General features: G+C 72.7%; 22 protein-coding genes. 7 read left to right on the top strand and 15 right to left on the bottom strand.

The features are described 5' to 3' along the window. The first annotated feature begins 82 nt into the window (after positions 1 to 82). Together AOQ37_RS09090 and AOQ37_RS09085 are read left to right on the top strand one after the other, a co-directional pair. Positions 83 to 799 (top strand): FadR/GntR family transcriptional regulator, encoded by a 717-nt coding sequence (locus AOQ37_RS09090; protein ID WP_199824965.1) that lies wholly within the window; start codon positions 83 to 85, stop codon positions 797 to 799. A gap of 187 nt (positions 800 to 986) precedes the next feature. Further along, positions 987 to 2,330, top strand: coding sequence for an amidase (locus tag AOQ37_RS09085; protein WP_062643044.1), 1,344 nt, complete (start codon positions 987 to 989; stop codon positions 2,328 to 2,330). Positions 2,331 to 2,394: 64 nt separating this feature from the next. On the opposite strand, the gene AOQ37_RS39710 is transcribed toward AOQ37_RS09085, so the two are convergent. Then, a complete protein-coding gene (locus AOQ37_RS39710; protein ID WP_020127513.1) occupies positions 2,395 to 2,568 on the bottom strand; it encodes a hypothetical protein in 174 nt (57 codons plus the stop codon). Positions 2,569 to 2,923: 355 nt separating this feature from the next. Here AOQ37_RS39710 and AOQ37_RS41785 point away from each other — a divergent pair, with 355 nt between their 5' ends. Genes AOQ37_RS41785 through AOQ37_RS09075 form a run of 3 tightly spaced genes read left to right on the top strand, consistent with a single transcriptional unit; the run spans position 2,924 to position 4,286 of the window. Next, entirely contained in the window at positions 2,924 to 3,049 is a 126-nt protein-coding gene (locus AOQ37_RS41785) for a hypothetical protein (protein ID WP_267888006.1), read from the top strand. A gap of 3 nt (positions 3,050 to 3,052) precedes the next feature. Beyond that, on the top strand, positions 3,053 to 3,502 hold the full coding sequence (locus tag AOQ37_RS09080; RefSeq protein ID WP_062643042.1) for an inositol oxygenase family protein: 450 nt from the start codon (positions 3,053 to 3,055) through the stop codon (positions 3,500 to 3,502). A gap of 25 nt (positions 3,503 to 3,527) precedes the next feature. After that, entirely contained in the window at positions 3,528 to 4,286 is a 759-nt protein-coding gene (locus AOQ37_RS09075) for an SDR family oxidoreductase (RefSeq protein WP_062643040.1), read from the top strand. 63 nt (positions 4,287 to 4,349) lie between these two features. On the opposite strand, the gene AOQ37_RS09070 is transcribed toward AOQ37_RS09075, so the two are convergent. The 5 genes from AOQ37_RS09070 to AOQ37_RS09050 form a co-directional block, all read right to left on the bottom strand. Further along, positions 4,350 to 5,858, bottom strand: coding sequence for an SDR family NAD(P)-dependent oxidoreductase (locus AOQ37_RS09070; RefSeq protein ID WP_062643038.1), 1,509 nt, complete (start codon positions 5,856 to 5,858; stop codon positions 4,350 to 4,352). A gap of 103 nt (positions 5,859 to 5,961) precedes the next feature. Further along, positions 5,962 to 7,320, bottom strand: a complete 1,359-nt coding sequence (locus AOQ37_RS09065; RefSeq protein WP_062643036.1) for a wax ester/triacylglycerol synthase family O-acyltransferase — start codon at positions 7,318 to 7,320, stop codon at positions 5,962 to 5,964. A gap of 104 nt (positions 7,321 to 7,424) precedes the next feature. Next, on the bottom strand, positions 7,425 to 8,645 hold the full coding sequence (gene glgC, locus AOQ37_RS09060; RefSeq protein ID WP_062643034.1) for a glucose-1-phosphate adenylyltransferase: 1,221 nt from the start codon (positions 8,643 to 8,645) through the stop codon (positions 7,425 to 7,427). 51 nt (positions 8,646 to 8,696) lie between these two features. Continuing rightward, a complete protein-coding gene (gene glgA, locus AOQ37_RS09055) occupies positions 8,697 to 9,848 on the bottom strand; it encodes a glycogen synthase (RefSeq protein ID WP_062643584.1) in 1,152 nt (383 codons plus the stop codon). A 45-nt stretch (positions 9,849 to 9,893) separates the two neighbouring features. Next, on the bottom strand, positions 9,894 to 10,658 hold the full coding sequence (locus AOQ37_RS09050) for a (2Fe-2S)-binding protein (RefSeq protein WP_062643582.1): 765 nt from the start codon (positions 10,656 to 10,658) through the stop codon (positions 9,894 to 9,896). A gap of 227 nt (positions 10,659 to 10,885) precedes the next feature. Between AOQ37_RS09050 and AOQ37_RS09045 the strand changes: the two genes are divergently transcribed. Beyond that, on the top strand, positions 10,886 to 12,124 hold the full coding sequence (locus AOQ37_RS09045) for a DMT family transporter (protein WP_062643032.1): 1,239 nt from the start codon (positions 10,886 to 10,888) through the stop codon (positions 12,122 to 12,124). Here the strand turns inward: AOQ37_RS09045 and AOQ37_RS09040 are convergent. Next, complete coding sequence (locus AOQ37_RS09040) at positions 12,114 to 13,376, bottom strand: transglycosylase family protein (RefSeq protein ID WP_062643031.1); 1,263 nt, start codon at positions 13,374 to 13,376, stop codon at positions 12,114 to 12,116. The genes AOQ37_RS09045 and AOQ37_RS09040 overlap by 11 nt on opposite strands. A 199-nt stretch (positions 13,377 to 13,575) precedes the next feature. On the opposite strand from AOQ37_RS09040, the gene gnd reads away from it, so the two are divergent. After that, on the top strand, positions 13,576 to 15,015 hold the full coding sequence (gnd, locus tag AOQ37_RS09035) for an NADP-dependent phosphogluconate dehydrogenase (RefSeq protein ID WP_062643029.1): 1,440 nt from the start codon (positions 13,576 to 13,578) through the stop codon (positions 15,013 to 15,015). Positions 15,016 to 15,521: 506 nt separating this feature from the next. Here the strand turns inward: gnd and AOQ37_RS09030 are convergent. The 8 genes from AOQ37_RS09030 to AOQ37_RS08995 all read right to left on the bottom strand — a co-directional run bounded on the left by AOQ37_RS09030 (position 15,522) and on the right by AOQ37_RS08995 (position 23,019). Then, the gene (locus AOQ37_RS09030; protein WP_062643027.1) at positions 15,522 to 15,869 is read right to left on the bottom strand and encodes a GNAT family N-acetyltransferase; all 348 of its coding nucleotides are present in this window, start codon (positions 15,867 to 15,869) and stop codon (positions 15,522 to 15,524) included. 38 nt (positions 15,870 to 15,907) lie between these two features. Continuing rightward, positions 15,908 to 16,327: an aspartate 1-decarboxylase gene (gene panD, locus AOQ37_RS09025; protein WP_020127501.1), complete on the bottom strand. Its 420-nt coding sequence runs from the start codon at positions 16,325 to 16,327 to the stop codon at positions 15,908 to 15,910. A gap of 178 nt (positions 16,328 to 16,505) precedes the next feature. After that, positions 16,506 to 18,320 (bottom strand): FAD-dependent oxidoreductase, encoded by a 1,815-nt coding sequence (locus AOQ37_RS09020; protein ID WP_062643025.1) that lies wholly within the window; start codon positions 18,318 to 18,320, stop codon positions 16,506 to 16,508. Further along, entirely contained in the window at positions 18,320 to 18,583 is a 264-nt protein-coding gene (locus AOQ37_RS09015; RefSeq protein ID WP_062643024.1) for a UBP-type zinc finger domain-containing protein, read from the bottom strand. Before AOQ37_RS09015 ends, AOQ37_RS09020 begins: the two co-directional genes overlap by 1 nt. A 5-nt stretch (positions 18,584 to 18,588) precedes the next feature. Next, positions 18,589 to 19,035 (bottom strand): thioredoxin, encoded by a 447-nt coding sequence (gene trxA / locus AOQ37_RS09010; protein WP_062643022.1) that lies wholly within the window; start codon positions 19,033 to 19,035, stop codon positions 18,589 to 18,591. Continuing rightward, positions 19,032 to 21,671: an ATP-dependent chaperone ClpB gene (gene clpB / locus AOQ37_RS09005; protein WP_062643020.1), complete on the bottom strand. Its 2,640-nt coding sequence runs from the start codon at positions 21,669 to 21,671 to the stop codon at positions 19,032 to 19,034. Before clpB ends, trxA begins: the two co-directional genes overlap by 4 nt. After that, positions 21,662 to 22,069: a chaperone modulator CbpM gene (locus AOQ37_RS09000; protein ID WP_062643018.1), complete on the bottom strand. Its 408-nt coding sequence runs from the start codon at positions 22,067 to 22,069 to the stop codon at positions 21,662 to 21,664. Before AOQ37_RS09000 ends, clpB begins: the two co-directional genes overlap by 10 nt. Beyond that, positions 22,069 to 23,019: a DnaJ C-terminal domain-containing protein gene (locus tag AOQ37_RS08995; protein WP_062643017.1), complete on the bottom strand. Its 951-nt coding sequence runs from the start codon at positions 23,017 to 23,019 to the stop codon at positions 22,069 to 22,071. Before AOQ37_RS08995 ends, AOQ37_RS09000 begins: the two co-directional genes overlap by 1 nt. Between the last annotated feature and the right edge of the window lie 2 nt (positions 23,020 to 23,021).

Below are 23,021 nucleotides of genomic sequence, written 5' to 3'. Positions count from 1 at the left end.
GCCCAAGTGGTCCGACCACCTCCAGACCATCTCGGGCTCACGTCGACGAGGACCTCGGCGCACCGGCGACAGGAGAGGCCACGTGGAGGACATCCCGCGGGACGGGACCGCCGCCCCGAAGGGCACGGTGACGCAACGCGCCATCGAACGGATCAAGGCGATGATCACGGACGGTTCGCTGGAGCCCGGCCAGCGGCTGCCGACCGAGCGCGATCTCGCGGCCGAGCTGGGCATCTCCCGCAGCTCGATACGCGAGGCGATCCGGGCGCTCACGGTGCTGGGGGTACTGGAGGCCCGGCACGGTTCCGGCATCTACGTCACCGCGCTGAACGCCGGGGACCTGCTGGAGACGTTCGGGGTGGTGGCCGACCTGTCCCGGGGTCCGCGGCTGGTCGAACTGCTCCAGGTGCGGCGGATCCTGGAGTCGACGGCCACCGCGCTGGCCGCCGCCCGTATCACGCCGGAGGAGCTGGCCGCCGTGGAAGGTCATCTGGCGGCGATGAACGCGACGGACGACCCGGAGGAGATCCTCGCGCACGATCTGGAGTTCCACCGGGTGATCGCGCGGGCCGCGGGCAACGAGACGATGGCGGCGATCCTGGAGGGCCTGTCCTCCCGCACCTTCCGGGCCCGGGTCCGGCGCGGCTACCAGGAGGAGGGCGCCTTCGCCCGGACCCGCCGCGAACACGCCGCGATCCACCGCGCGCTGGCCGCCCGCGACCCGGAGGCCGCCCGGTCGGCGGCGGCCGCCCACGTCGGCGAGGTGGAGGAGTGGCTCCGGGGACAGGTGGGCCCCTGAGCCACGGCGGGCGCCCGAGCCACCCTTCGGAGCACTGAGCCACGCCGGGCGCCCGAGCCACCCCCGGAGCACTGAGCCACGCGGGGCTCCCCGAGCCAGGACCGCCTCTCGACGCGGGGGTTCCGGCGGGGCAGAGTTCTCCTACGTACTCGCCAGTAGTGCACGCACACCACCGAGGGAGCTGCCTGTGACCAGCTGGGTCGGCCGGACCGCAGTCGAGATCGCCGCCGCCGTACGCGCCAAGGAGGTCACGCCGCGCGAGGTGGTGGCGGAGCATCTCGCGCGGATCGAGCGCCTGGACGGCCGGATCGGCGCGTTCCGCACGGTGCGCGCCCGGGCGGCCCTGGCGGAGGCCGACGAGCTGGGCTCCCGGGGCGATCTGGCGGAACTGCCGCTGGCCGGGGTGCCGGTGGCGGTCAAGGACAACCTCGGCGTGCGGGGCGAGTCGACCCGGGTCGGGTCGGCCGCGACACCGGACACCCCGGCCGAGGCCGACCATGTCACGGTGGCCCGGCTGCGGGCGGCCGGCGCGGTGGTCGTGGGCCTGACCAACGTGCCGGAACTGTGCGTCTTCGGCACCACTGAGGGCGTGCACGGCACCGCCCGGAACCCGTGGGACATCTCGCGCACGGCGGGCGGCTCGTCGGGCGGCAGCGCGGCCGCGGTCGCCGCGGGCCTGGTGCCGATCGCCCTCGGCAACGACGGCATGGGCTCGCTGCGCATCCCGGCGGCCAACTGCGGTCTGGTCACCATCAAGCCGGGCCACGGGGTGGTGCCGGCCGGGATCGGCGAGGGCGACTGGTTCGGGATGTCGGAGAACGGTCCACTGGCGACGACCGTCGAGGACGCCCGGCTGATGCTGACGGTCCTGGCGGACACCGAGATCGCGGCGGCCGGGGAGCCCGGGGCGCTGAGGATCGGCGTCTCCGTGCGCAGCCCGCTGGCCGGGGTCACGGTGAGCGGGCCGTACACGGGCGCCGCGCGGGACGCGGCCGGGGTGCTGGTCCGGGCGGGGCACCATGTCGAACGGGCCGAGCCGCCGTATCCGCTGTCGTTGGGCGTCACCTCGCTCGCGCACTGGACGGCGGGCACGGCCGTGGACGCCGCGGGCCTCGACCCACGGCTGCTGACCCGGCGCACCCGGGTGCACGCGGCGGTCGGCCGGCGCTTCCTGTCCGGGGTGAGCGGCGGTTCGGCGCGGGACTCGCTGCGCCGGCGCCTCGAGCCGTTCTTCGCGGAGTACGACGTGCTGCTCACGCCGGCGCTGGCGAGGCGGTCACCGAAGTCGGTGCCGTGGCACGAGCGGGGCTGGCTGCGCAACGTCCTGGTGAACACGAACTACTCGCCGCTGACGCCGCCGTGGAACCTGACCGGCTGGCCCGCCATGGCGGTCCCGTTCGGCACGCTGCCGTCCGGTGCGCCCACGGCGGTCCAGCTGGTGAGCCTGCCGGGGCGGGAGGGTGTACTGCTGCGGCTGGCGGAGCAGTTGGAGGGTCTGCGTCCGTGGCGACGGACGGCTCCGCTCGACTGAGCGGAAGGTCGGGCCCGGCATGGGCGTGCGGAGCGCACCCCCAGGCCGGGCGACCGCGAGCGGGTCAGTCCACGCTGGGCAGGATGTGGGGCTCGGCGAGGTCCTCCTCGTAGCCCGCCAGGCGGATGGGGGCGGAGCGGGCCCACACGTCGAGGCTGCCGATCTCGCCGGGCCGGCGGCCGGCCCGCTCCGGGCGTTCCTTGGGGCGTTGCTCGCGATTCGTCTTCTCCGGTGTCACCGCGCACTCCTTATGTGTCGGGTCACCCTCGGGGCGTGCCGGCCAGTCTGCGGTCCGGCGCCTGACGCTCCCTCGGGGCTGGCTCAAGTCGGTCGAGGACGCGGTGGCGCCGGCAACTTCTTGGAGGGCTGGCCGTTGTGAAGCGGCCTGTCCCATGACGGACCGTGGGTGTGGGTGGCACTCCGTACTGCTGTCCGTCCGCTACACATTAACCAAATGAGCGGATGGCCGCTCGATAGGGCTGAAAATTTGGGGTAACCATGGCAAGTCACCCGTATGTCACCGCAGGTGAATTCAACCCTTTTCCACTCTGATACACCTTCTGGGTTCACCCGTCCGGGGGATATTGCTGGGCGTGGCGGGCCAGGGAGGCTGCGCATTCGTCCAGGAGTTCGTCGCGCAGTTCAAGTGCCGTTCGTCCGGCCGCAAGCAGGCCATGGTCTGCTGGCGTCCGGCAACGGCGGTCTCGCGGAAGGACTGACGCATGGAGCTGCGCGGCGTCGAGGAGCTGATGGACCTGCTGTACGCCTGCCGGGGCGTGCGGGACACCCCGGACCGCGGCGCGCCGGGCGTCGACCTGCACGACCACGCGCTCCGGACGGCGGCCCTGCTGCGCCGCGGCCGCCCCGCCGACAAGGAGCTCCAGCTCACCGGGCTCGTCCACCCCATCGGTCACCTGCTGTGCCCCATCGACGCCCCCGGCCGGCCGGAGCGGGCCGCCGACGCCGTACGGCCCCTGCTCGGCAACCGGGTCGCCCGCCTCGTCCAGCTGCATCCCTGGCGCGAGCCCACCACCGACGACGACCTGCTCAGCCTGCGCCAGGCCGACGAGGACGGCCGGGCGGCCGGATTCGACGCCGGTGTGCTGGAGGACTGGCGCACGGTGCTGGAACTGGTCGCGGCACGGAACTCCCGCCTCGGGGCTGTCGACTGACGGCCCGTCATGAGACCGTACGCCGATGACGTCGTCGTACGGATTGCGGGGCAGGGCCGCCGTCGTCACGGGGGCCACGCGCGGGATCGGCCGGGCCGTGGCCCGGGGTCTCGCCGACGCCGGGGCACGGGTGTGCGTCAGCGCGCGGGACCCCGACCGGGTGCGCCGCACGGCCGCGGAACTGGACGGCGTCGGGCTGGCCGGCGACGTCGGGGACCCCGCGCATGCCCGGCGGCTGACGCAGCTCTGCCTGGAGACGTTCGGACGGCTGGACGTGCTGGTCAACAACGCGGCGACCAACCAGCCCTACGGGCCGCTCATGGACGCCGACCCCGGCGCCTGGCGGGAGGCGTTCACGGTGAACGTCGAGGCTCCGCTGCGGCTGGCGCAGTGCGCGTGGCGGGGCTGGATGCGTGAGCACGGCGGGGTGGTCGTCAACGTGTGCACCGAGGGCGCGGGACATGTCGGACCCGGCGTCGGCGCCTACGGCACCAGCAAGGCGGCCCTGCTCCATCTCACCCGGCAGCTCGCGGGCGAACTGGGCCCGGGGGTACGGGTGAACTCCGTCTCCCCGGGCCTGGTGCGCACCGAGATGGCGCGGTTCGTCTGGGAGCCGGGAGAAGCGGAGGTGGCGGCCGCCCTGCCGCTGGGCCGGATCGGCGAACCGGCGGACGTGGCCCGGGCGGTGCTCTGGCTGTGCTCCGACGAGGCGCGGTGGATCACCGGCGCGGACCTGCTGGTGGACGGCGGCACACGGGTGAGCCGGGCCCGCGTCACGCCCTGAGGGGCGCGGGGAACGGCGCGATCAGCTCCCCGCGGCCCGCCCGGGCCGGCGGCGCCGACCGGCCTACCACTTGCCGGGCGCGTAGTCCTTCAGGAAGACGCCGTACAGATCCTCGCCCTGCTCGCCGCGCACGATCGGGTCGTAGACCCGGGCCGCGCCGTCGACCAGGTCGAGCGGGGCGTGGAAGCCCTCCTCGGCGAGGCGCAGCTTGTCGTAGTGCGGGCGCTCGTCGGTGATCCAGCCGGTGTCGACCGAGGTCATGAGGATGCCGTCGGTCTGGAACATCTCCTGGCCGCTGGTGCGCGTCACCATGTTCATCGCGGCCTTGGCGGCGTTGGTGTTGGGGTGGCCGGCGCCCTTGTAGCCGCGGCCGAATACGCCCTCCATCGCCGAGACGTTGACGACGTACGCGCGCCCGCTCGCCGCCTTGCGGGCCGCGTCGGCCATGGCCGGACGGAGCTTGCTGATCAGGATGAACGGCGCCGTGTAGTTGCACAGCTGGGTCTCGAGGAGCTCCACCGGGGAGATCTGCTCGATGGTCTGCACCCAGGTGTTGGAGTCGACGACGTCGGGGACCAGACCGCCCGCGTCGATGGCGGTGCCGTCGAGGTGGCGGGCGACGCTGGCGTTGCCCGCGACCAGGGCGAGGTCGGCGACCTGCTGCGCGTCCAGGCCGCTGGTGCCCGGCGGCAGCGCGGCGAGGCCGTCCACCGCGCCGGAGTTGAAGGCGCCGATCACGTGGTGGGCGGGCAGCTCACCGGCGGGCAGCGGGGCGCTCTCGCCGCCCACCAGGGCGGCGTAGGCGGAGGGCAGCCGGCGTACGGTCTGCGTCGCGTTGTTGACGAGGATGTCCAGCGGACCCGCCTCGGCGACCCGGTCGGCGAGAGCCACGGCCTGCGCCGGGTCGCGCAGGTCGATGCCGACGACCTCCAGGCGGTGCATCCAGTCGCCCGAGTCGTCCATGGCCTTGAAGCGGCGGATGGCGTCCTTGGGGAAGCGCGTCGTGATCGTGGTGTGGGCACCGTCCCGCAGCAGCCGCAGCGCGATGTACATGCCGATCTTGGCGCGGCCACCGGTGAGCAGCGCGCGCTTGCCGGTGAGGTCGGCGCGGGCGTCGCGGCGGGCGCGGTTCTCGGCCGCACAGCTCGGGCAGAGCTGGTGGTAGAAGTAGTCGACCTCGACGTACCGGGTCTTGCAGGTGTAGCAGGAGCGCGGGCGCTGGAGTATCCCGGCGATCCGGCCCTCCTCGGTGACCGACGACGGCAGGATGCCCTCGGTCTCGTCGTCGATGCGCTGGGCGGAGCCGGTCGCGGTGGCCTCGGTGACCGCCTTGTCGTGGGCGGTCTTGGCGGCCCGGCGGTCCTGGCGGCGGCGCTGCTTCACGGTGCGGTAGACACCCGCGGTGGCCCGGCGCACGGCGATCGCGTCGGGGTGGTCGACGTCCAGCTTGTCGAGTTCGTCCAGCACGGCGAGGCAGACGGCGAGCCGCTCCGGGTCGATGCCGGGGCCGTACACGACCTCGTCCACGACCTCCTCCGTGACCGCCGTCGAGCCGTCCTCTGTCACCGTCATCGCGCTGCCGCTTCCCTGATCACCCGTGCGGCGCTCCGACCGAGTCCGCTCTCGAAGGACGAATTTTACGGAGCGCCGGGCCGCTCCTCCAAACCCGTTCCCGTCAAGAGCCGCAGGCCGTGATGAGCGTCTCCACCTCGGCGGTCAGGGCCCGCGCGAACCGGTCGAGGTCGGGGACCGCCTCCGCGTCGGCGACCAGACCGTAGTGGATCCGGCCGCGGTAGGTGGAGACGGCGACCGCGAGGGCCTGGCCCCGGGCGAGCGGGGCGTACGGGAAGACCTCGGTCACCGGGTTCCCGCCGAGCTTCAGGCCGAGGCTGGGCAGGGGCACGCTGGTGACGAGGATGTCGAACCAGAGCCGGGCGGCCTGGCCGACCAGCGGGCCGCCGAGGCGGTGACCGAGGGCCGGGACGTGGTCGGCGAGCAGGGCGACCGCGCCGGCGCCCCGGCCGGGACCCGCGTCCTTGTTGCGGTCCATGGCGGCGCGGACCGTGTCGAGGCGGCGCAGCGGGTCGGGGTCGTCGACGGGCAGCCGCATCAGGTACCCCGAGAGCCGGTTGCCCTGGGGGTGGGCGGTGCGCGGCCGGCGCTTGGACACCGGGATGAGCGCGCGCGGCACGACACCCTCGCTGCCGTCGCCGCGCTCGTCGAGCCAGCGGCGCAGGGCCCCGGCGACGACCGCGATCAGCACGTCGTTGACGGTGCCGCCGGCGACCTTGCGGATCCGGTGCACGTCGTCGAGGTCGATGACGACGCCGGCGGTGCGGCGGGTGCCGGTGGACGCGGCGCTGAGGGCGGGCGTCGGGCGCATGCCCAGGGTGTGCACGGCGACGGAGGCGCCGATGTCGAGGGCGCGGCCCACGTCGGCGACGGCGCCGCGCAGCAGGCCGGGCAGTCTGCGCACGTCGGGGAGGGCTCCGCGGGCCGGTGCGGCGGGGCGGGGCCGGGGGGCGGGCAGGTCCATGGGGTCCAGGACCGCCGCGGCCAGGGTCAGGGCGCGCAGTCCGTCGGCGAGCGCGTGGTGGAACTTGAAGAGCACGGCGAAGCGGTCGCCGTCCGTGTGGGGCAGGACATGGGCCTCCCAGGGCGGGCGGCCGCGCAACAGCGGGCGTTCCATGAGCCGCCCGGCCGCGGCCTGGAAGTCGGCGGTGGGCGCGTGCAGCGACACGTGGTGCAGGGGGTCGAAGTCCGGGTCCGCCTCCCGGGTCGCGCCGCCGAAGGCGAGCGACCGGCGCAGGTCGAACGGTTCCGAGCGGTCGAACGGCCGCCATACGTCGCGGATCCGCATCCGGAGTCCGGGGACGCCCGCGGCCCGGGCCGCGAGCAGGTCTGCGGCATGGGCGCCCGCGGTGGGCGACTGCGCCGTGAAGACGCCGAGCGCCCCCAGGTGCATGGGGTGCTCGGCCGACTCGAGGTTCCAGAACGCCAGGTCGAGGGGGGCCAGCAGATCGTCAGCAGTCAAGGGCTTGCCTCGCGTCGGCTCAGAGTGGAGGCAATCAGTCAAGCGCGCCCGGGCGATTACGGTCAAGTACGATCAAGCTACACACAGTTAACAGCGCATTAAGTTCAGGACACCCGCTGGCCCTTTCCCAGGGCTATCACGCCGCTCTTGGAGACCGTGTACAGCTCCGCGTCCCGCTCCGGGTTCACGCCGATGGTCGCACCCGGAGGGACCTCCACGTTCTTGTCGAGGACCGCCCCGCGCACCACCGCACCCCGTCCGATGTGCACGTTGTCGTGCAGGATCGAGCCCTGCACGACCGCTCCCGGGTCGACCACCACACCCGGCGACAGCACCGAGCGGGTGACCTGTCCGCGGATCAGGCAGCCCGCACTGATGATCGACTCGCCGGCGATGCCGCCCGCGTTGAAACGCGCCGGGGAGAGCTGACCCGAGTGGGTGTAGATCGGCCAGCTGCGGTTGTACAGGTTGAAGGCCGGGCGCTCGGCGATCAGGTCCATATGGGCGTCGTAGTACGCGTCGAGCGTCCCGACGTCCCGCCAGTACCCCTGGTCGCGGGTGGTCTCGCCGGGCACGTGGTTCTCGTGGAAGTCGTACAGCTGGGCCTCGCCGCGCGCGGTGAGCTGGGGCAGGATCGAGCCGCCCATGTCGTGGACCGAGCTCTCGTCCTCGGCGTCCCGCTGGAGCGCCTCGATGAGCGCCTTGGTGGTGAAGATGTAGTTGCCCATCGACGCGAACACGCACTCCGGGTCGTCGGCGAGCCCGGGCGGGTCGGCCGGCTTCTCCAGGAAGCGCTCGACCGTCAGCCCGTCCGAGCCCGGGGTGATCACCCCGAAGGAGGAGGACTCGCCACGCGGGACCCGGATCCCGGCCACGGTCACGCCCGCGCCGCTGTCGATGTGCTGGGCGAGCATCTGGCGCGGATCCATGCGGTAGACGTGGTCGGCGCCGAACACGGCCACGTACTCCGGCCGCTCGTCGTAGATCAGGTTCAGCGACTGGAGGATGGCGTCGGCGCTGCCCAGGTACCAGCGCGGCCCGAGCCGCTGCTGGGCCGGCACCGGGGTGACGTAGTTGCCGAGCAGGCTCGACATCCGCCAGGTGGTGGTGATGTGCCGGTCCAGCGAGTGCGACTTGTACTGCGTCAGCACGCAGATGCGCAGGATGTCGGCGTTGACCAGGTTGGACAGCACGAAGTCGACGAGCCGGTACGTGCCTCCGAAGGTGACCGCCGGTTTGGCGCGGTCGGCCGTGAGCGGCATCAGCCGCTTGCCCTCACCGCCCGCTAGTACGATGCCGAGCACCGAAGGCCCACCACGACGCATGGCCGCTCCCCTCACCCTGGTTGACACCATGGTTGCCCCCGACCGGGGGAACTAAGCCTGTTTGACGATCTCCTCGTACAGCCGCACCGTACGCCGGGCCACCGCGTCCCAGCCGAACTCCCCCGTCGCGCGCGTCCGTCCGGCCTCACCCATCCGCCGGCCGGCCGCCGGGTCGCCGAGGACCGCGTCCAGCGCCCGCGCGAGACCGGCCTCGAAATCGTCGTCCACGTCCACGAGCGTCCCGGTCACCCCGTCCTCGACGACCTCCGGGATCCCGCCGATCCGGGAGGCCACCACGGGAGTGCCGCAGGCCATCGCCTCCAGGTTGACGATGCCGAGCGGTTCGTACACCGACGGGCAGACGAACACGGCCGCGTGCGTCAGGAGTTGGATCACCTCGGGGCGCGGCAGCATCTTCGGGATCCAGTGCACACCGTCCCGGGCCCGGCTCAGCTCCGCGAAGAGGTCGCGGAACTCCTGGTCGATCTCGGGGGTGTCGGGCGCTCCCGCGCAGAGCACGACCTGCGCCGCGGGGTCGATGTCCCGGACGGCGCGCAGCAGATGGGGCACGCCCTTCTGCCGGGTGATGCGGCCGACGAACAGGACGAACGGGCGGTCGGGGTCGAGGCCGGCCCGGGTGAGGGCGTCGGTGCCGTGGTCGGGCCGGTAGAGGGCGGTGTCGATGCCGTTGTGCACGACGTGCACCCGTTCCGGGTCGAGCGACGGGTAGCAGGCCAGGATGTCCTCGCGCATCGCGCCCGAGACGGCGACGACCGCGTCCGCCGCCTCCACCGCGGTCCGTTCGGCCCAGCTCGACAGGGCGTAACCCCCGCCGAGCTGCTCGGCCTTCCAGGGCCGCAGGGGCTCCAGCGAGTGCGCGGTCACCACGTGCGGGACGCCGTACAGCTCCTTGGCGAGGTGACCGGCGAGGTTGGCGTACCAGGTGTGCGAGTGGACCAGCTCGCGGCCTTCGAGGGCGGCCGCCATGGCGAGGTCCACGGAGAAGGTGCGCAGCGCGTCGTTGGCGCCGTCCAGCGCGGACCAGGGGCGATGCCGCTGGATCCCGTCGGCGCGGCCCTCGCCCCAGCAGTGCACGTCGAGGTCGACCAGCCGCCTCAACTCGCGGGCGAGGAACTCGACATGGACCCCCGCGCCGCCGTACACGTCCGGGGGATACTCCCGGGTCAGCAGTCCCACTCGCACCCGGAACCCCCCCATGTCTCACGCAGCGACCGGCTCCCTTCATGGTCACCCAGACGGGGCGCGTGGGGAAGAGCGCGGGGCTCGTGCGAAGCAACAGTCGCCGCAGACGCCCCCGCCGGGCACCCGGTAGTACAGGCAGCAGCTGCGGCGGCGGAAGGCGGTGCCGGTGAGGGTCCCGGTGGCCGCGAGCAGGGGGTGGGTGAACAGCTCGGCGGTGAGGACACGCGCGCGTGCGCCGGCGTCGGGACGGCCGTGCCCACGGGCCCACAGCTCCAGCTGACGGGCGGCCCCGGCCAGCGCCGATGCGGAGTTGCCGCGCAGCAGGCCCGGCGCGACCGGACCGCGGGCGCGCAGCGCCGCGCAGAGCGGTTCGAGGTGGCCGTCGAGGACCGTAGCGGCCAGGGTCGCCGCGTCCCCGGGGCGGGCCCGCACCTCGGTCAGCCACAGGTCGTCCGGGGCGGTGCCGTCCGGGTCCCAGCGCAGCAGCTCCGGCGCGAGGTCGGGGACGCCGCCGTACAGGACCGCGCAGCCCAGCGCCACCGACCAGAGCCGGGCCGCGAGACCCTGCTGCGCCACCGAGGCCCCGATCCGGTCCTCGGGGGCGCGCAGGGCCCGGGTCACCTTGCGCACCCGGAAGGCCAGCGGGTCCGCGTGCGCGTCCGGCGGCCCGCTCCCGGGGGTCCCGCGGTAGGCCCGGGCGAGGGTGGGCAGCGCAGCGGCGCGCTCCCCCGGGTCGTCCGACGACGGGGTGCGCAGGGCGAAGAAGGGGCCGAGCGGGCGCAGGGCGGCGAGATCGGGGTCGAGGTCCACGAAGTGCAGTAGTACCAAGGGCGGTAGGGGTGGCGCTCAGGGGGATCCCTGGGCCGTCACCCGCCTGAGGGAGGACAGCGGGCCGTCCGTACTCCATCGGTAGTAGGACTTATTGCGTGCTTAGGTACGACGACGGGAACAGATCGACAAGGCATCGTGTTGGTTATGAGAGCCGACCGTTCGCCGCGCCGGGCCGCACGCCCCCGCCTCACGCAGAGGAGCAGCTCATGAGCGCCCTCGCGTTGTCCGTGGTCCTGTCGCTCGTCTCCGCTGTCGCGTACGCGGCCGGGGCGATCGTGCAGGAGCAGGTCGCGCTGTCCTCGCCCGACGAGGAATACGCCCCGCTGCGCCGTCCGGGCTGGTGGGCCGCGGTGGCGCTGAACGGTCTCGGCGGACTCCTGCACGTGGTGGCGCTCGCCTACGGTCCTCTCAGTCTGGTGCAGCCGCTGGGCGCGCTGACCATCGTGTTCGCGCTGCCCATGGCCGCGCTGTTCGTCGGCCGCAGGGCCGGGGCGACGGCCTGGCGGGGCGCGATCATGGCGACGGTCGGTCTCGCGGGTCTGCTGTCCCTGGTGGGGGCGTCCGACGCACAGTCGCTGAGCACCCCGCAGCGGGTCAGCGTGGCCGTGGTGACCGCGGGCGCGGTCGTGGCCCTGATGGTGGCCGGACGGGCCGCGCACCGGCACCCGGCCGTCCGCAGCATGCTGCTGGCGACCGCGTCGGGCATCGCGTTCGGCATGTCGTCGGTGTTCACCAAGACCGTGGCGGTCGACTGGACCGGCGGCGTCTCGACGGCCGACGTCCCGTCCCTGGCCGTGATCGGAGTGCTGGCCACGGCCGGCATGCTGCTGTCGCAGGCCTCCTACCGGGGCGCGGGCCTCGCGGCCCCGCTGGCCACGCTGACGGTGGTCAACCCCGTGGTGGCGGCCGCCGTCGGCATCACGATGTTCGGCGAGACCTTCCGCCACGGCACCACGGGCACCGTGCTCGCCCTGGGCTGCGGTGTGGTGGCGGCGGGCGGACTCATCCTCCTCACGACGGAGCGTCTTCAGGGCGCTCGGCCCGAGACGGCGGCGGCTGCTCTACCGGTCGCGCGGACCGCGGCGGACGGCGGCCCGGCGGAGGTCCCGGCCAAGGTCCCGGAGAGCGGGGAGACCGACGGCGCGACGGGCGGGATCCGGTTCCCGGGGCAGCCGGGCGCGCCGCTCCCGGAGGACCTGCGGTCGGCGGAAGCGGCACTGGAGGACCTGCGGCTCGCCGAAGCGGCCCTCGCCGCTTCCCGGCCGGCGGACGTGCCGACGGAGCGGTTCATCCTGACCCCGACCACGGTCGTCGACGACGAGGACGGCTACGAGGAGGACCCGCCCGGCGGGGACGTGCCCGCGTCGTTCTACACCCCGCTGTACGGAGGTCTGTACGTCCCGATGCCGGTCGTCGACCGGCATCGGGAGCGTGTCAAATCCTGACGCCGCCGGCCCGGAGGTACGCCACCGGGTCGACGTCCGTCCCGAAACCGGGCCCGGTCCGCACCTCGAAGTGCAGATGCGGGCCCGTGCTGTTGCCGGTGGAGCCGGACCGGCCGATGCGCTGCCCGCCGCTCACCGACTGCCCGTCCCGCACGGAGATCGCCGACAGGTGGGCGTACTGCGAGTAGCGGCCGTCGGCGTGCCGGACGATCACCTGGTAGCCGAAGGAACCGGCCCAGCCCGCGCTCACCACCTCGCCCGCCTTGACCGACTTGACGGTGGTGCCGGTGGGCACGGGGAAGTCGACACCGGTGTGGTAGCCCTTCGACCACGACGAGCCCGTCGCGTGGTACGGCGTTCCGGTGGAGGCGCTGACCGGCGACACGACCGAATGGCCGGTCGACGCCTTGTAGCCGGTGTCCTTGGTCCTGGTGCTCGCGGCCGGCTTGCCCGCCTTGGTGCCCGGGGAGGTCTTCGGCTTCTCCGTCCGGGGTCTGCCGGCCGGGGGCTCGGTCGCGGCGCCCGTCCGGCCGTCCAGGCTGAGCCGCTGGCCCGGCAGGATCAGGTCGGGGTCGGCGCCGATGGTCGTCCGGTTGGCCGCGTACAACCCCTGCCAGCCGCCCTTGACCTCCTCGGTGTCCGCGATGCCGGAGAGGGTGTCGCCGCGCACCACGGTGTACATCTGCGCGGTGCCGGCCCGGGACTGCGGTGTGCTCTGCGGCCGGACGTCGTCGAGCGAGGTCTTGGACGTCCTGGGGGCCGCGCCGGACGACGTGGACGACCGGGACCGCTGGGACGCCTTGGAAGCCTCGGCCGACGACGGCTTGCCCGACTTCGCCGAGGTGCCGTTCGGGTGGATGTCGGGGGTGTCGCCGCCCCGGCTCAGTCCGGCCCGCACCGAGCAGACGGGCCAGGCGCCGGGCCCCTGCCCGTCCAGCACCTTCTCGGCCACGGCTATCTGCTGGTCCTTGGTGGCCAGATCCGCTCGGGGCGCGTACCGCGTTCCGCCGTACGCCTCCCAGGTGGACTGGGTGAACTGGAGTCCGCCGTAGTAGCCGTTGCCCGAGTCGATGTTCCAGTCGTTGGTCGACTCACACGCGGCGACCTTGTCCCAGGTCTCCACGTCGGCCGCTTGAGCTGCACCGGTGCCGATCAGCGGCAGTGCCATGCCGGCACCACCCGCCGTGACGGTGAGTGAGGCCCGGTTGATCCTGTTCGGCTGATACCGGCGGTGCCGGCCGCGTACGGCCATGGAGATCCCTCTCGACATGCGTCAGGAGGGGCAAAAGTAAGGGCGGCGAACAGGCCATGACAAGGCGACAACCGGCCGGTCCGACGCGCGGGCGGACGCCGGACGCCCCGGGCGGGATTCCGGGGGCGCAACGCGTCAAGATGGTCCCGAGGACGACACCGACCGCATGCAGGGGCACACCCCCGGAGGAGCCAACCGTATGACCACAACAGCTCAGATCGGCGTCACGGGACTCGCGGTCATGGGCCGCAATCTCGCCCGCAACTTCGCACGCAACGGCTACACGGTCGCGCTGCACAACCGCACGGCGGCACGCACCCACGCCCTGGTCGAGGAGTTCGGCCACGAGGGCGAGTTCGTCGGCGCCGAGACCGCCAAGGAGTTCGTGGCGGCGCTGGAGCGGCCCCGCCGCCTGGTCATCATGGTGAAGGCCGGTGAGCCGACCGACGCGGTGATCCGGGAGTTCGCGCCGCTGCTCGAACCCGGCGACATGATCATCGACGGGGGCAACGCGCACTTCGCCGACACCCGCCGCCGGGAACGCGAACTGCGCGAGCAGGACATCCACTTCGTCGGCGCGGGCATCTCCGGAGGCGAGGAGGGCGCGCTGCACGGCCCGAGCATCATGCCGGGCGGCTCGCCGCAGTCGTACGAATCGCTGGGCCCGATGCTGGAGAAGATCTCGGCGAAGGCGGCGGACGGGGCGCCCTGCGTCACGCACATCGGCCCGGACGGCGCCGGTCACTTCGTGAAGATGGTCCACAACGGCATCGAGTACGCCGACATGCAACTGATCGGCGAGGCCTACCAGTTGCTGCGCGATGTCGCCGGGTACGAGCCCGCGCAGATCGCGGACATCTTCCGCACCTGGAACACCGGCCGCCTCGACTCCTACCTGATCGAGATCACCGCCGAGGTGCTGTCCCACGTGGACGCGGCGACGGGACGGCCCTTCGTCGACGTGGTGGTCGACCAGGCCGAGCAGAAGGGCACCGGCCGCTGGACGGTCCAGATCGCCCTCGACCTCGGCGTCCCGGTGTCGGGCATCGCGGAGGCCGTCTTCGCCCGGTCGCTGTCGGGCCACGCGAAGCTGCGCGAGGCCTCGCGCGGCCTGGCCGGACCGAAGGCGTCCGCGCTGGGCAAGGCGGAGGCGCAGGCCTTCGCCGACCGGGTGGAGCAGGCGCTGTACGCCTCGAAGATCGTGTCGTACACGCAGGGCTTCCACGAGATCGCCGCGGGCAGCGAGGAGTACGGCTGGGACATCGACCTCGGCGCCGTCTCCGCGATCTGGCGCGGTGGCTGCATCATCCGCGCGGCCTTCCTCGACCGGATCCGCGCCGCGTACGACCACCGGGCCGACCTGCCGAGCCTGCTGTCCGACGAGACGTTCGCGTCCGAGATCGCGGCGGCGCAGGACCCGTGGCGCGAGGTGCTGGTGTCCGCGACCCTCCAGGGCGTACCGACGCCCGGCTTCGCGGCGGCGCTCGCGTACTACGACGCGTTGCGCGCGGAGCGGCTGCCGGCGGCGCTCACGCAGGGGCAGCGGGACTTCTTCGGGGCGCACACGTACCGCAGGGTGGACCGCGAGGGCGCGTTCCACACCCTCTGGGGCGGCGACCGCTCGGAGACGCGGGCGTAGCCCACTTCGAGGGCGGCACGGTGGGCGGCGGTCTCCCGCCGCCCACCGTGCCGCTGTCGGCCGGTCCCGCCGACCGGTCCCGTCAGCTGAGGGGTGGCCCCGGTTCCGGATCGGGGACCGGCTCCGGCCCCGGCGGGACGGGGGACGGTGACGGGGTGGGATCCGGGGGCGGTACCGGCCGCGGAGGCGGCGGCGTAGGGTCCGGGCCCGGCGGCGGCTCGGGAGGAGGCACCGGGCTGGGGAACGGCTCCGGCGGGCCCGGAACGGGTCCGGGCGGCGGTCCGGGCCGAACCGGATCGGGTTGCACGGGGTCGGGGTGGACGGGGTCGGCGTACGGGTTGGTCATGGTGTCCTCCGGCCAGATGTGAGGCTTGGCTCTGGACTCATCCCCCGCGTACCCGGGGCGGCCGCGGCCACTCACCCGGGTGGCGTCACCCGGCCCGTCCCAGTCCCCGGTGCCCCGTGCCCCGCGACGGGATGCCGCGCCCGGCCCGGTCGGAACCCGGTCAGAAACGGCCCGGGTGGGCGCGCAGCCAGTCCTTGGCGGCGCGCAGCAGCTCGGGGTCGGCGGCCGGAGCCTCGTCGGGGTGCCGCTCGGCCCACTTCACGACGTACGGGCAGAGCGGCGCCACGGGGATGCCCTCGCGCCGGGAGGCGGCGTACAGCTCCAGGGCCAGCGACCCGGCGATGCCCTTGCCCTCGTGGGCCGGCTCGACGACGGTGTGCACCGGCACCAGGGCGGGCGCGGGCGAGTCGAGGACGAAGTACTCGATGCGGCCCACGACTTCACCGCCGTCACCGAGTGCCTCGAGGCGGCCCGCCGCCCGGTCGTCGCGGATCTCGATGTCGCTCATGGGCACTCCCGGTGCGATGCGTGCGGTGACTGCTGCGGTCAGACCGACACCGCCTGCGGGCTGCGCTCCTGGTCGGAGCCCGGTACCGGCTCCGAGGGGTCCGCTCCGAGGGCCACGATCCGGTTGTCGCGGTCCACGTGCACCACCCGCGGCTCCAGCGCCCGCGCCTCGGCGTCGGTCACCTGAGCGTAACTGATGATGATCACCAGATCACCGGGGTGCACGAGATGGGCGGCGGCCCCGTTGATCCCGACGACCCCCGAGCCGCGCTCGCCCTCGATGACGTAGGTCTCGAGCCGCGCCCCGTTGGTGATGTCGACGATGTGGACGAGCTCCCCCGGCAGCAGGTCGGCGGCGTCGAGCAGGTCCGCGTCGATGGTCACCGATCCCACGTAGTGCAGGTCGGCCTGGGTGACGGTGGCGCGGTGGATCTTGGACTTGAACATGGTGCGCAGCATGAGGAAGCTCCCGGATCGTCTGCTCCCTGCCTGCCGTTGCAGGTCAAGGGCGGTCTTCGGAGGCTACCTCGTCGCGCCTGCCAGGTCAGCCGCCGGCAGGTGTTCGAGGAGTCACACCGACCCGTTGCCCACTCGTCCGGTGCCGCGAGCATTCTCGTGGTCTCCTCCTCCGCGGGCGTCATGCGAGCCATGCGGACTCCTTGTGACGTAGGCGTGCGGAGACGTCCGAGCCGCCCGCGGCAGCGGACGTGCCCGTGGTGCCGGGTGCGGCCGAGTGCCCCAGGTGCCGGTGCACGAAGTGGATGGCCATCGCGCCCTCACCGGCCGCCGAGGCCACCCGCTTCACCGAGCCGCTGCGGACGTCCCCTGCCGCGAAGACCCCGGGCAGGCTGGTCTCCAGGGTCATGCACGAGCGCCCGCGGCCCTGCCACGTCTCGGGGTGGGCGCACGCTTCCCGGGCTTCCGTGCCGGTGAGGACGAAGCCGCGGGAGTCGAGGGCGATGGTGTCGGCGAGCCACTCGGTATGGGGGTCGGCGCCGGTGAAGACGAACAGGCCCCGTACCGCGAGCCGGCGGTGCCCGCCCGTGCGGTTGTCGACCACGTCGAGCTCCTCCAGCACCTCCCGGCCGACGACCTCGGTGACCTCGGTGTGCAGCATGACCTCCACCCGCGGATGGCGCTCGACCTGGTCGACCAGATAGCGGGACATGTTGGCCTCGAGGCTGGGGCCCCGGACCAGCAGGTGCACCTTCGGCGCGTACCCGGCGAGGAACAGCACCGCCTGGCCCGCCGAGTTGCCTCCGCCGACGACGGCAACCGGTTCGGTGCGGCACTGCTGGGCCTCGTAGACGGTCGCCGAGTAGTGGACGCTCGTTCCCTCCAGGCGTTCGATGCCGGGCACCTGGAGCCGACGGTAGCGGGCACCCGTGGCCAGGATGACGGCGCGGGCGGCGATCTCGCTGCCGTCGGCGAACGCCACCACATAATGGTCCTCGTCCTGGGGGCGGAGACCGGTCGCCTCCGCCGGAATGCTGATCCCGGCCCCGAACTTGTCGGCCTGGAGCACGGCGCGTTCGGTGAGTTCGGCGCCGGAGATGCCGGCGGGGAAACCGAGCAGATTCTCGATGCGGGACGACGTGCCTGCCTGGCCGCCGGTGGCCATCGCCTCCACCACGGTGGTGCTCAGGCCCTCGGAGGCGGCGTACACCGCGGCAGCGAGGCCGGCGGGTCCGGAGCCGAGGATGAGGACGTCGCCGTGACGGTTCCCGGCGGGCAGTGACGGCAGGCCGATGAGCCGGGCCAGTTCCGCGTTGCCGGGGTTGCGCAGCAGGGTGGTGTCCCGCCAGATGACGAGCGGTGTCTCCTCCGGGCCGACGCCGAAGCGGCGGAGCAGTTCCTCGGCCTCCTCGTCGGTCTCCAGGTCGATCCAGCGGTGCGGCAGCCGGTTGCGGACGGCGAACTCGCGCAGCCGCCGGGTGTCGGGCGAGTAGCGCGAGCCGATGATGCGGAAGCCGGCGCCCTGTCCGACGAGCAGCGCGCGACGGCCCAGACAGGCGCGCAGCACGAGGTCCCCGAGGGCGGAGTCCTGGGACACCAGGTGGCGCAACTGGTCCAGGGAGACGACGAGGACCTCGCCCGGCTCCCTGGCGACAGCGGTGTAGAAGGCCACCTGTCCGTGCAGGAGCCCGAGTTCGCCGATGAAGCGACCGGGGCCGTGCACGCGCAGCACGTGTTCCTCGGGAGTGCCGTAGTCCTCGACGACGGCGACGGTGCCGCTGAGGACGACGTAGAACGTCTCGCAGCGCTCCCCCTCCTGGATCAGCACGTCGTGCGGAGCCATGCTCCGGCGTCGCCCGTGCTCCGCCAGACGCGCCGTCTGGTCCTCCGTGAGGCGCGGATACGCCCCGTAGACGTCCGGGCTCTCCCGGAGGACGGCCTCGTCCGCTTCCTCCGGCACCGGTCCCACGCCCGGCGGCCACTGGTCGCCGGACATCAGACGAACGCCTCGTGGACGTAGCACCAGCGCCAGTCCTCGCCGGGCTGGAACGACTGCACGATCGGATGGGCGTCGGCAGCCGCGTGCCTGCGCGCGTGCTTGTTGGGCGAGGAGTCACAGCAGCCGACGTGCCCGCAGGTCAGGCAGAGCCTCAGGTGGACCCACGGGGAGCCGAGCAGCAGACACTCCTGACACCCTTGCGGGGTCAGTGGCTGGACCGGCCGGACAAGCGCGAGGTGGGGGTCTGCGTGCAGGGTCATCCGGATCACCTTTCCCGGGCCGTGATCGATTGTTCCACCCACCGACGCAGAGCGGGGGCGGGCGCCGCCCCCGCCTGCCGGGCGACCGTCTCGCCCCGGTCGAGGACGAGCAGTGTCGGTACCGCCTGGACGTCGAAACGCTGTGAGAGCCGCGGGTTCCGGTCGACGTCGACCTTGACGAGTTTGATGCGGCCTGCGAGATCGGTGGCCACCTTCTCCAGCGCGGGGCTCACCATGCGACAGGGGCCGCACCAGGTGGCCCACAGGTCGACCACGACGGGGACGTCGGCCCGCTCGGCGACCTCGGTGAAGTCGTCGTCGCCCGCGTCCACCATCCACGGCAGGGGCTGCTTGCAATGGCCGCACCGGGGTCGGCCCTCCGCGGCCGCGGGCACCCGGTTGGTGCGCCCGCAGTTCGGACAACCGACGGTCGTCGCCCGCATCGTGCTCATGCCGCCCGCGCTCCCTTCACGTCCTCGGGCCGGTCGTAGGTGACCACCAGCTCTCCGTGTTCGGCGTCGACGCGGACCGTCGCGCCGTCCTGGACGTCGCCGCGCAGCAGGGCGCGTCCGACCAGCGTCTCGACCTCGTGGGAGATGTAGCGGCGCAGCGGCCGGGCCCCGTACACCGGGTCGTAGCCCTGATGGGCGATCACCTCCCGTGCGGCGGGAGTGAGTTCGACGGTGATGCGGCGTTCGGCGAGCCGCGTCCGCAGTTCGTCGAACTGCAACTCCACGATCCGCTCGATCTGCTGCTCGCCGAGCGGTTTGAACAGCACGATGTCGTCGACGCGGTTGAGGAACTCCGGGCGGAAGTGCCCGCGCAGCTCGCCCATCACCAGGGCGCGGGCGTCGGGCTTGATCTCACCTTCGGCGGTGGCGCCGTCGAGGAGGTGCTCGGAGCCGATGTTGGACGTCATGATGATCACGGTGTTGCGGAAGTCGACGGTGCGGCCCTGGGCATCGGTGATGCGGCCGTCGTCGAGGATCTGGAGCAGGGTGTTGAAGACATCGGTGTGCGCCTTCTCGATCTCGTCGAACAGCACGACCGAGTACGGCTTGCGGCGTACGGCCTCGGTGAGCTGGCCGCCTTCCTCGTAGCCGACGTATCCGGGCGGTGCGCCCATGAGCCGGCTGACGGTGTGCCGCTCCTGGTACTCGCTCATGTCGAGGCGGACCATGTTCTCCTCGGAGTCGAACAGAGTCCGGGCGACGGTCTTGGCCAGCTCGGTCTTCCCGACGCCGGTGGGGCCGAGGAAGATGAACGAACCGATGGGGCGTCGAGGGTCGCGGATGCCGGAGCGGGCGCGGATGATGGCGTCGGTGACGAGCTTGACGGCTTCGTCCTGGCCGATGACGCGCTCGCGCAGGATCTCGTCGAGACGCAGCAGTTTCTCGCGTTCGCCCTCTTGGAGGCGGGCAACGGGGATGCCGGTCCAGGCCGCGACGATCTCGGCGATCTCCTCCTCGGTGACGACCTCGCGCAGCAGCCGGTTCTGCCCTTGTTTGGCGGCCAGTTGCTCCTCCTCCGCGGCGAGTCGGCGCTCCAGGTCCTGGAGCCGGCCGTAGCGGAGTTCGGCGGCGCGGTTGAGGTCGTAGACGCGTTCGGCCTCCTCCGCCTCGTGGCGGACCTGCTCCAGTTCCTGGCGCAGTTCCTGCACGCGGCGGATCGCCTGCCGTTCGGCCTCCCACTGGGCGCGTTTGGCGTCGGCCTCGCCGCGCAGGTCGGCCAGTTCCCTGCGCAGCTCCCCCAGACGGGCCTTGCTCGCGGGATCGGTCTCCTTGGACAGGGCCGCGTCCTCGATCTCCAGGCGGGTCACCCGGCGGGTGATCTCGTCGAGTTCGGCGGGCATGGAGTCGATCTCCGTACGCAGCCGGGCACATGCCTCGTCGACGAGGTCGATGGCCTTGTCGGGCAGGAAACGGTCGGTGATGTAGCGGTGGGAGAGCGTCGCCGCGGCGACCAGCGAGGTGTCCTGGATCTTCACGCCGTGGAAGACCTCCAGGCGTTCACGCAGTCCGCGCAGGATGGAGATGGTGTCCTCCACGCTCGGCTCGTCGACCCGGACCTGCTGGAAGCGGCGTTCGAGGGCGGCGTCCTTCTCTATGTGCTTGCGGTACTCGTCGAGGGTGGTGGCGCCGATCATGTGGAGTTCGCCGCGGGCGAGCATCGGCTTGAGCATGTTGCCCGCGTCCATGGCCCCCTCGGCGGCGCCCGCGCCGACGACCGTGTGCAACTCGTCGACGAAGAGCAGGATCCGTCCCTGGGCGGCCATGACCTCGCTGAGCACGGCCTTGAGGCGTTCCTCGAACTCGCCGCGGTACTTGGCGCCGGCGACCAGGGACCCCATGTCGAGGGCGAACACCGTCTTGTCGCGCAGGCCCTCGGGGACGTCGCCGCGAACGATGCGCTGGGCCAGGCCCTCGACGATGGCGGTCTTGCCGACGCCGGGGTCGCCGATGAGGACGGGGTTGTTCTTGGTCTTGCGGCTGAGGATCTGGGTGACGCGGCGGATCTCCGCGTCCCGGCCGATGACCGGGTCCAGCCGCCCGGACCGAGCCTCGAGGACCAGGTCGCGGCCGTACTTCTCCAGAGCCTCGTAGGCCACTTCGGGGTTGGCGGAGGTGACGCGCTGGTTGCCGCGGACCTGGGTGAGCGCGCTCAGGAACGAGTCCCTGGTGATGCCGGCCTTCTTGAGCAGTCGCCCGGCGGCGGTCGCGGAACTCTCCTCTGCCAGCGCGAGCAGGAGGTGCTCCACGGACACGTACTCGTCCTTGAGGCGTTTGGCCTCTCGTTCGGCGGCGTCGAGCAGGCGGGACAGGCGCTGGGTGACGAAGACCTGGCCGGGTGCCGCGCCGGGGCCGGTGACCTTGGGGCGGCGGGAGAGTTCCTCGCCCACGGCGGCGCGCAGTTCCTGCGGCTCGGCGCCGGCCTGTTGCAGCAACCGCGGGATCAGTCCGTCCTCCTGATCGAGAAGTGCGAGCAGCAGGTGTTCCCCGTCGACTTCGGTGTGCCCCATGCCGACGGCCGCGGTCTGGGCCTCCTGGAGGGCTTCCTGGGACTTCTGAGTGAGACGGTTCATGTCCATGGGGGTGTTTCACTCCTCGTGCCGCGGCCGCGCAGGGCGGCTTCGAGCAGGCTGATGCGGTCGAGCAGGTCGAGCACCAGGCCGATGGATGCGTAGTTGAGACAGAGTCCGGTGCGCAGCCGCTGGATGCGGGCGAGGACCGCCGGGGCCGTGGGATCGAACAGCAGGCGCCCAGCGGCGTCGCGTTCCGCGTCGACCAGGCCGAGGGCGACGAACCGACGGATCAGGTCGGGGTGGAGGCCCGAGCGAAGGGCCACGGCGGCCAGGGAGAGCCTGGGGACGGGCACGAGCGCGTACCGGACAGCCGTCGAGGCGGTGAGGTCGGCGCCCGTCCGAGCCGGCCGGGCGCCCACGCCGGCCCGGCCGACACCTGCCGCTCCCGCGGATCGGTCGTTCATCACGTCCTCCTGGGGTCGAACGGGGAAGTGGCGGCAAGCTCCTCGAACAGTTCGCGCTCCCGGTCGCCGAGGGTGGGCGGCACCATGACGCGGAGTTCGGCGTACAGGTCGCCGTCCGCGCCCCGCGGGTTCGGCATGCCCTCGCCGCGCAGCCGCAGCCGCCGTCCGCTGGACGAGCCCGCGGGCACCGTGACCTTGGCCGTGCCACCGCCGGGGGTGGGCACCGGTACGGTCGCGCCCAGGGCCGCTTCCCAGGGAGTGACCGGGACCTGGACGTGCACGTCACGGCCGTCCAGCCGGAACCGTGGGTGGGGCTGGACACGCACCCGCAGGTACAGGTCGCCCGCGGCGGCGTCACCACTGCCCTGGCCTCCCTCACCCGCCAGCCGTATGCGCTGACCGTCGGTGACGCCCGGCGGCACGTCGACCTCGTACCGCCGCGGCTGCCCGGTGGGACCGGCGAGCGTGACGGTGCGACGGCCGCCTCGGTACGCCTCCTCGACGGTGAGCGGCAGTTCGGCCTCCTGGTCCGCTCCGGGGACGCCGCCTCGGGCGGCACCGGCTCCGAACATGGAGCCGAACAGGTCCTCGATGTCGATGCCCTCCGCGCCGAAGTCGTCGCCGAAGCCGGTGGCGTACCGGACACGGGGACCGCCACCGCCTGCGGTCCTCCGACCGCGGAAGCCGCCGCCCGCTCCCGCCGCGGCCCGTTCGTCGAAGTCCTCCGGGATCTTGCGGAAATCCTCGCCGAAGCGGTCGTAGCGGGCTCGGGTCTTGGGGTCGGACAGGACGCTGTACGCCTCGTTGAGGTCCTTGAAGCGCTCTTCCGCCCCGGGATCCTTGTTGACGTCGGGGTGGTGCCTGCGGGCGAGTTTGCGATATGCCTGCTGGATCTCGTCCTGGCTCGCGGTCCGCGACACGCCCAGCACCTCGTAGAAGTCCCGTGCCATGA

The organism is Streptomyces maremycinicus, from assembly GCF_001184025.1.
In the GTDB taxonomy this organism is placed as follows: Bacteria; Actinomycetota; Actinomycetes; order Streptomycetales; family Streptomycetaceae; genus Streptomyces; species Streptomyces maremycinicus.
The sequence above is the reverse complement of the archived record's forward strand: the minus strand, read 5'-3'. Positions and strand labels throughout refer to the sequence as shown.

What these genes read in the sequence shown, in the direction of transcription:
- AOQ37_RS09030 (WP_062643027.1), bottom strand. Translation starts at nt 15,869, where the DNA reads ATGAGCGACATCGAGATCCGCGACGACCGGGCGGCGGGCCGCCTCGAG.
- trxA (WP_062643022.1), bottom strand. Translation starts at nt 19,035, where the DNA reads ATGAGCACGATGCGGGCGACGACCGTCGGTTGTCCGAACTGCGGGCGC.
- AOQ37_RS09045 (WP_062643032.1), top strand. Translation starts at nt 10,886, where the DNA reads ATGAGCGCCCTCGCGTTGTCCGTGGTCCTGTCGCTCGTCTCCGCTGTC.
- clpB (WP_062643020.1), bottom strand. Translation starts at nt 21,671, where the DNA reads ATGGACATGAACCGTCTCACTCAGAAGTCCCAGGAAGCCCTCCAGGAG.
- AOQ37_RS09075 (WP_062643040.1), top strand. Translation starts at nt 3,528, where the DNA reads ATGACGTCGTCGTACGGATTGCGGGGCAGGGCCGCCGTCGTCACGGGG.
- AOQ37_RS09070 (WP_062643038.1), bottom strand. Translation starts at nt 5,858, where the DNA reads ATGACGGTGACAGAGGACGGCTCGACGGCGGTCACGGAGGAGGTCGTG.
- panD (WP_020127501.1), bottom strand. Translation starts at nt 16,327, where the DNA reads ATGCTGCGCACCATGTTCAAGTCCAAGATCCACCGCGCCACCGTCACC.
- gnd (WP_062643029.1), top strand. Translation starts at nt 13,576, where the DNA reads ATGACCACAACAGCTCAGATCGGCGTCACGGGACTCGCGGTCATGGGC.
- AOQ37_RS09015 (WP_062643024.1), bottom strand. Translation starts at nt 18,583, where the DNA reads ATGACCCTGCACGCAGACCCCCACCTCGCGCTTGTCCGGCCGGTCCAG.
- AOQ37_RS09080 (WP_062643042.1), top strand. Translation starts at nt 3,053, where the DNA reads ATGGAGCTGCGCGGCGTCGAGGAGCTGATGGACCTGCTGTACGCCTGC.
- AOQ37_RS09000 (WP_062643018.1), bottom strand. Translation starts at nt 22,069, where the DNA reads ATGAACGACCGATCCGCGGGAGCGGCAGGTGTCGGCCGGGCCGGCGTG.
- AOQ37_RS09040 (WP_062643031.1), bottom strand. Translation starts at nt 13,376, where the DNA reads ATGGCCGTACGCGGCCGGCACCGCCGGTATCAGCCGAACAGGATCAAC.
- glgC (WP_062643034.1), bottom strand. Translation starts at nt 8,645, where the DNA reads ATGCGTCGTGGTGGGCCTTCGGTGCTCGGCATCGTACTAGCGGGCGGT.
- AOQ37_RS08995 (WP_062643017.1), bottom strand. Translation starts at nt 23,019, where the DNA reads ATGGCACGGGACTTCTACGAGGTGCTGGGCGTGTCGCGGACCGCGAGC.
- AOQ37_RS09020 (WP_062643025.1), bottom strand. Translation starts at nt 18,320, where the DNA reads ATGTCCGGCGACCAGTGGCCGCCGGGCGTGGGACCGGTGCCGGAGGAA.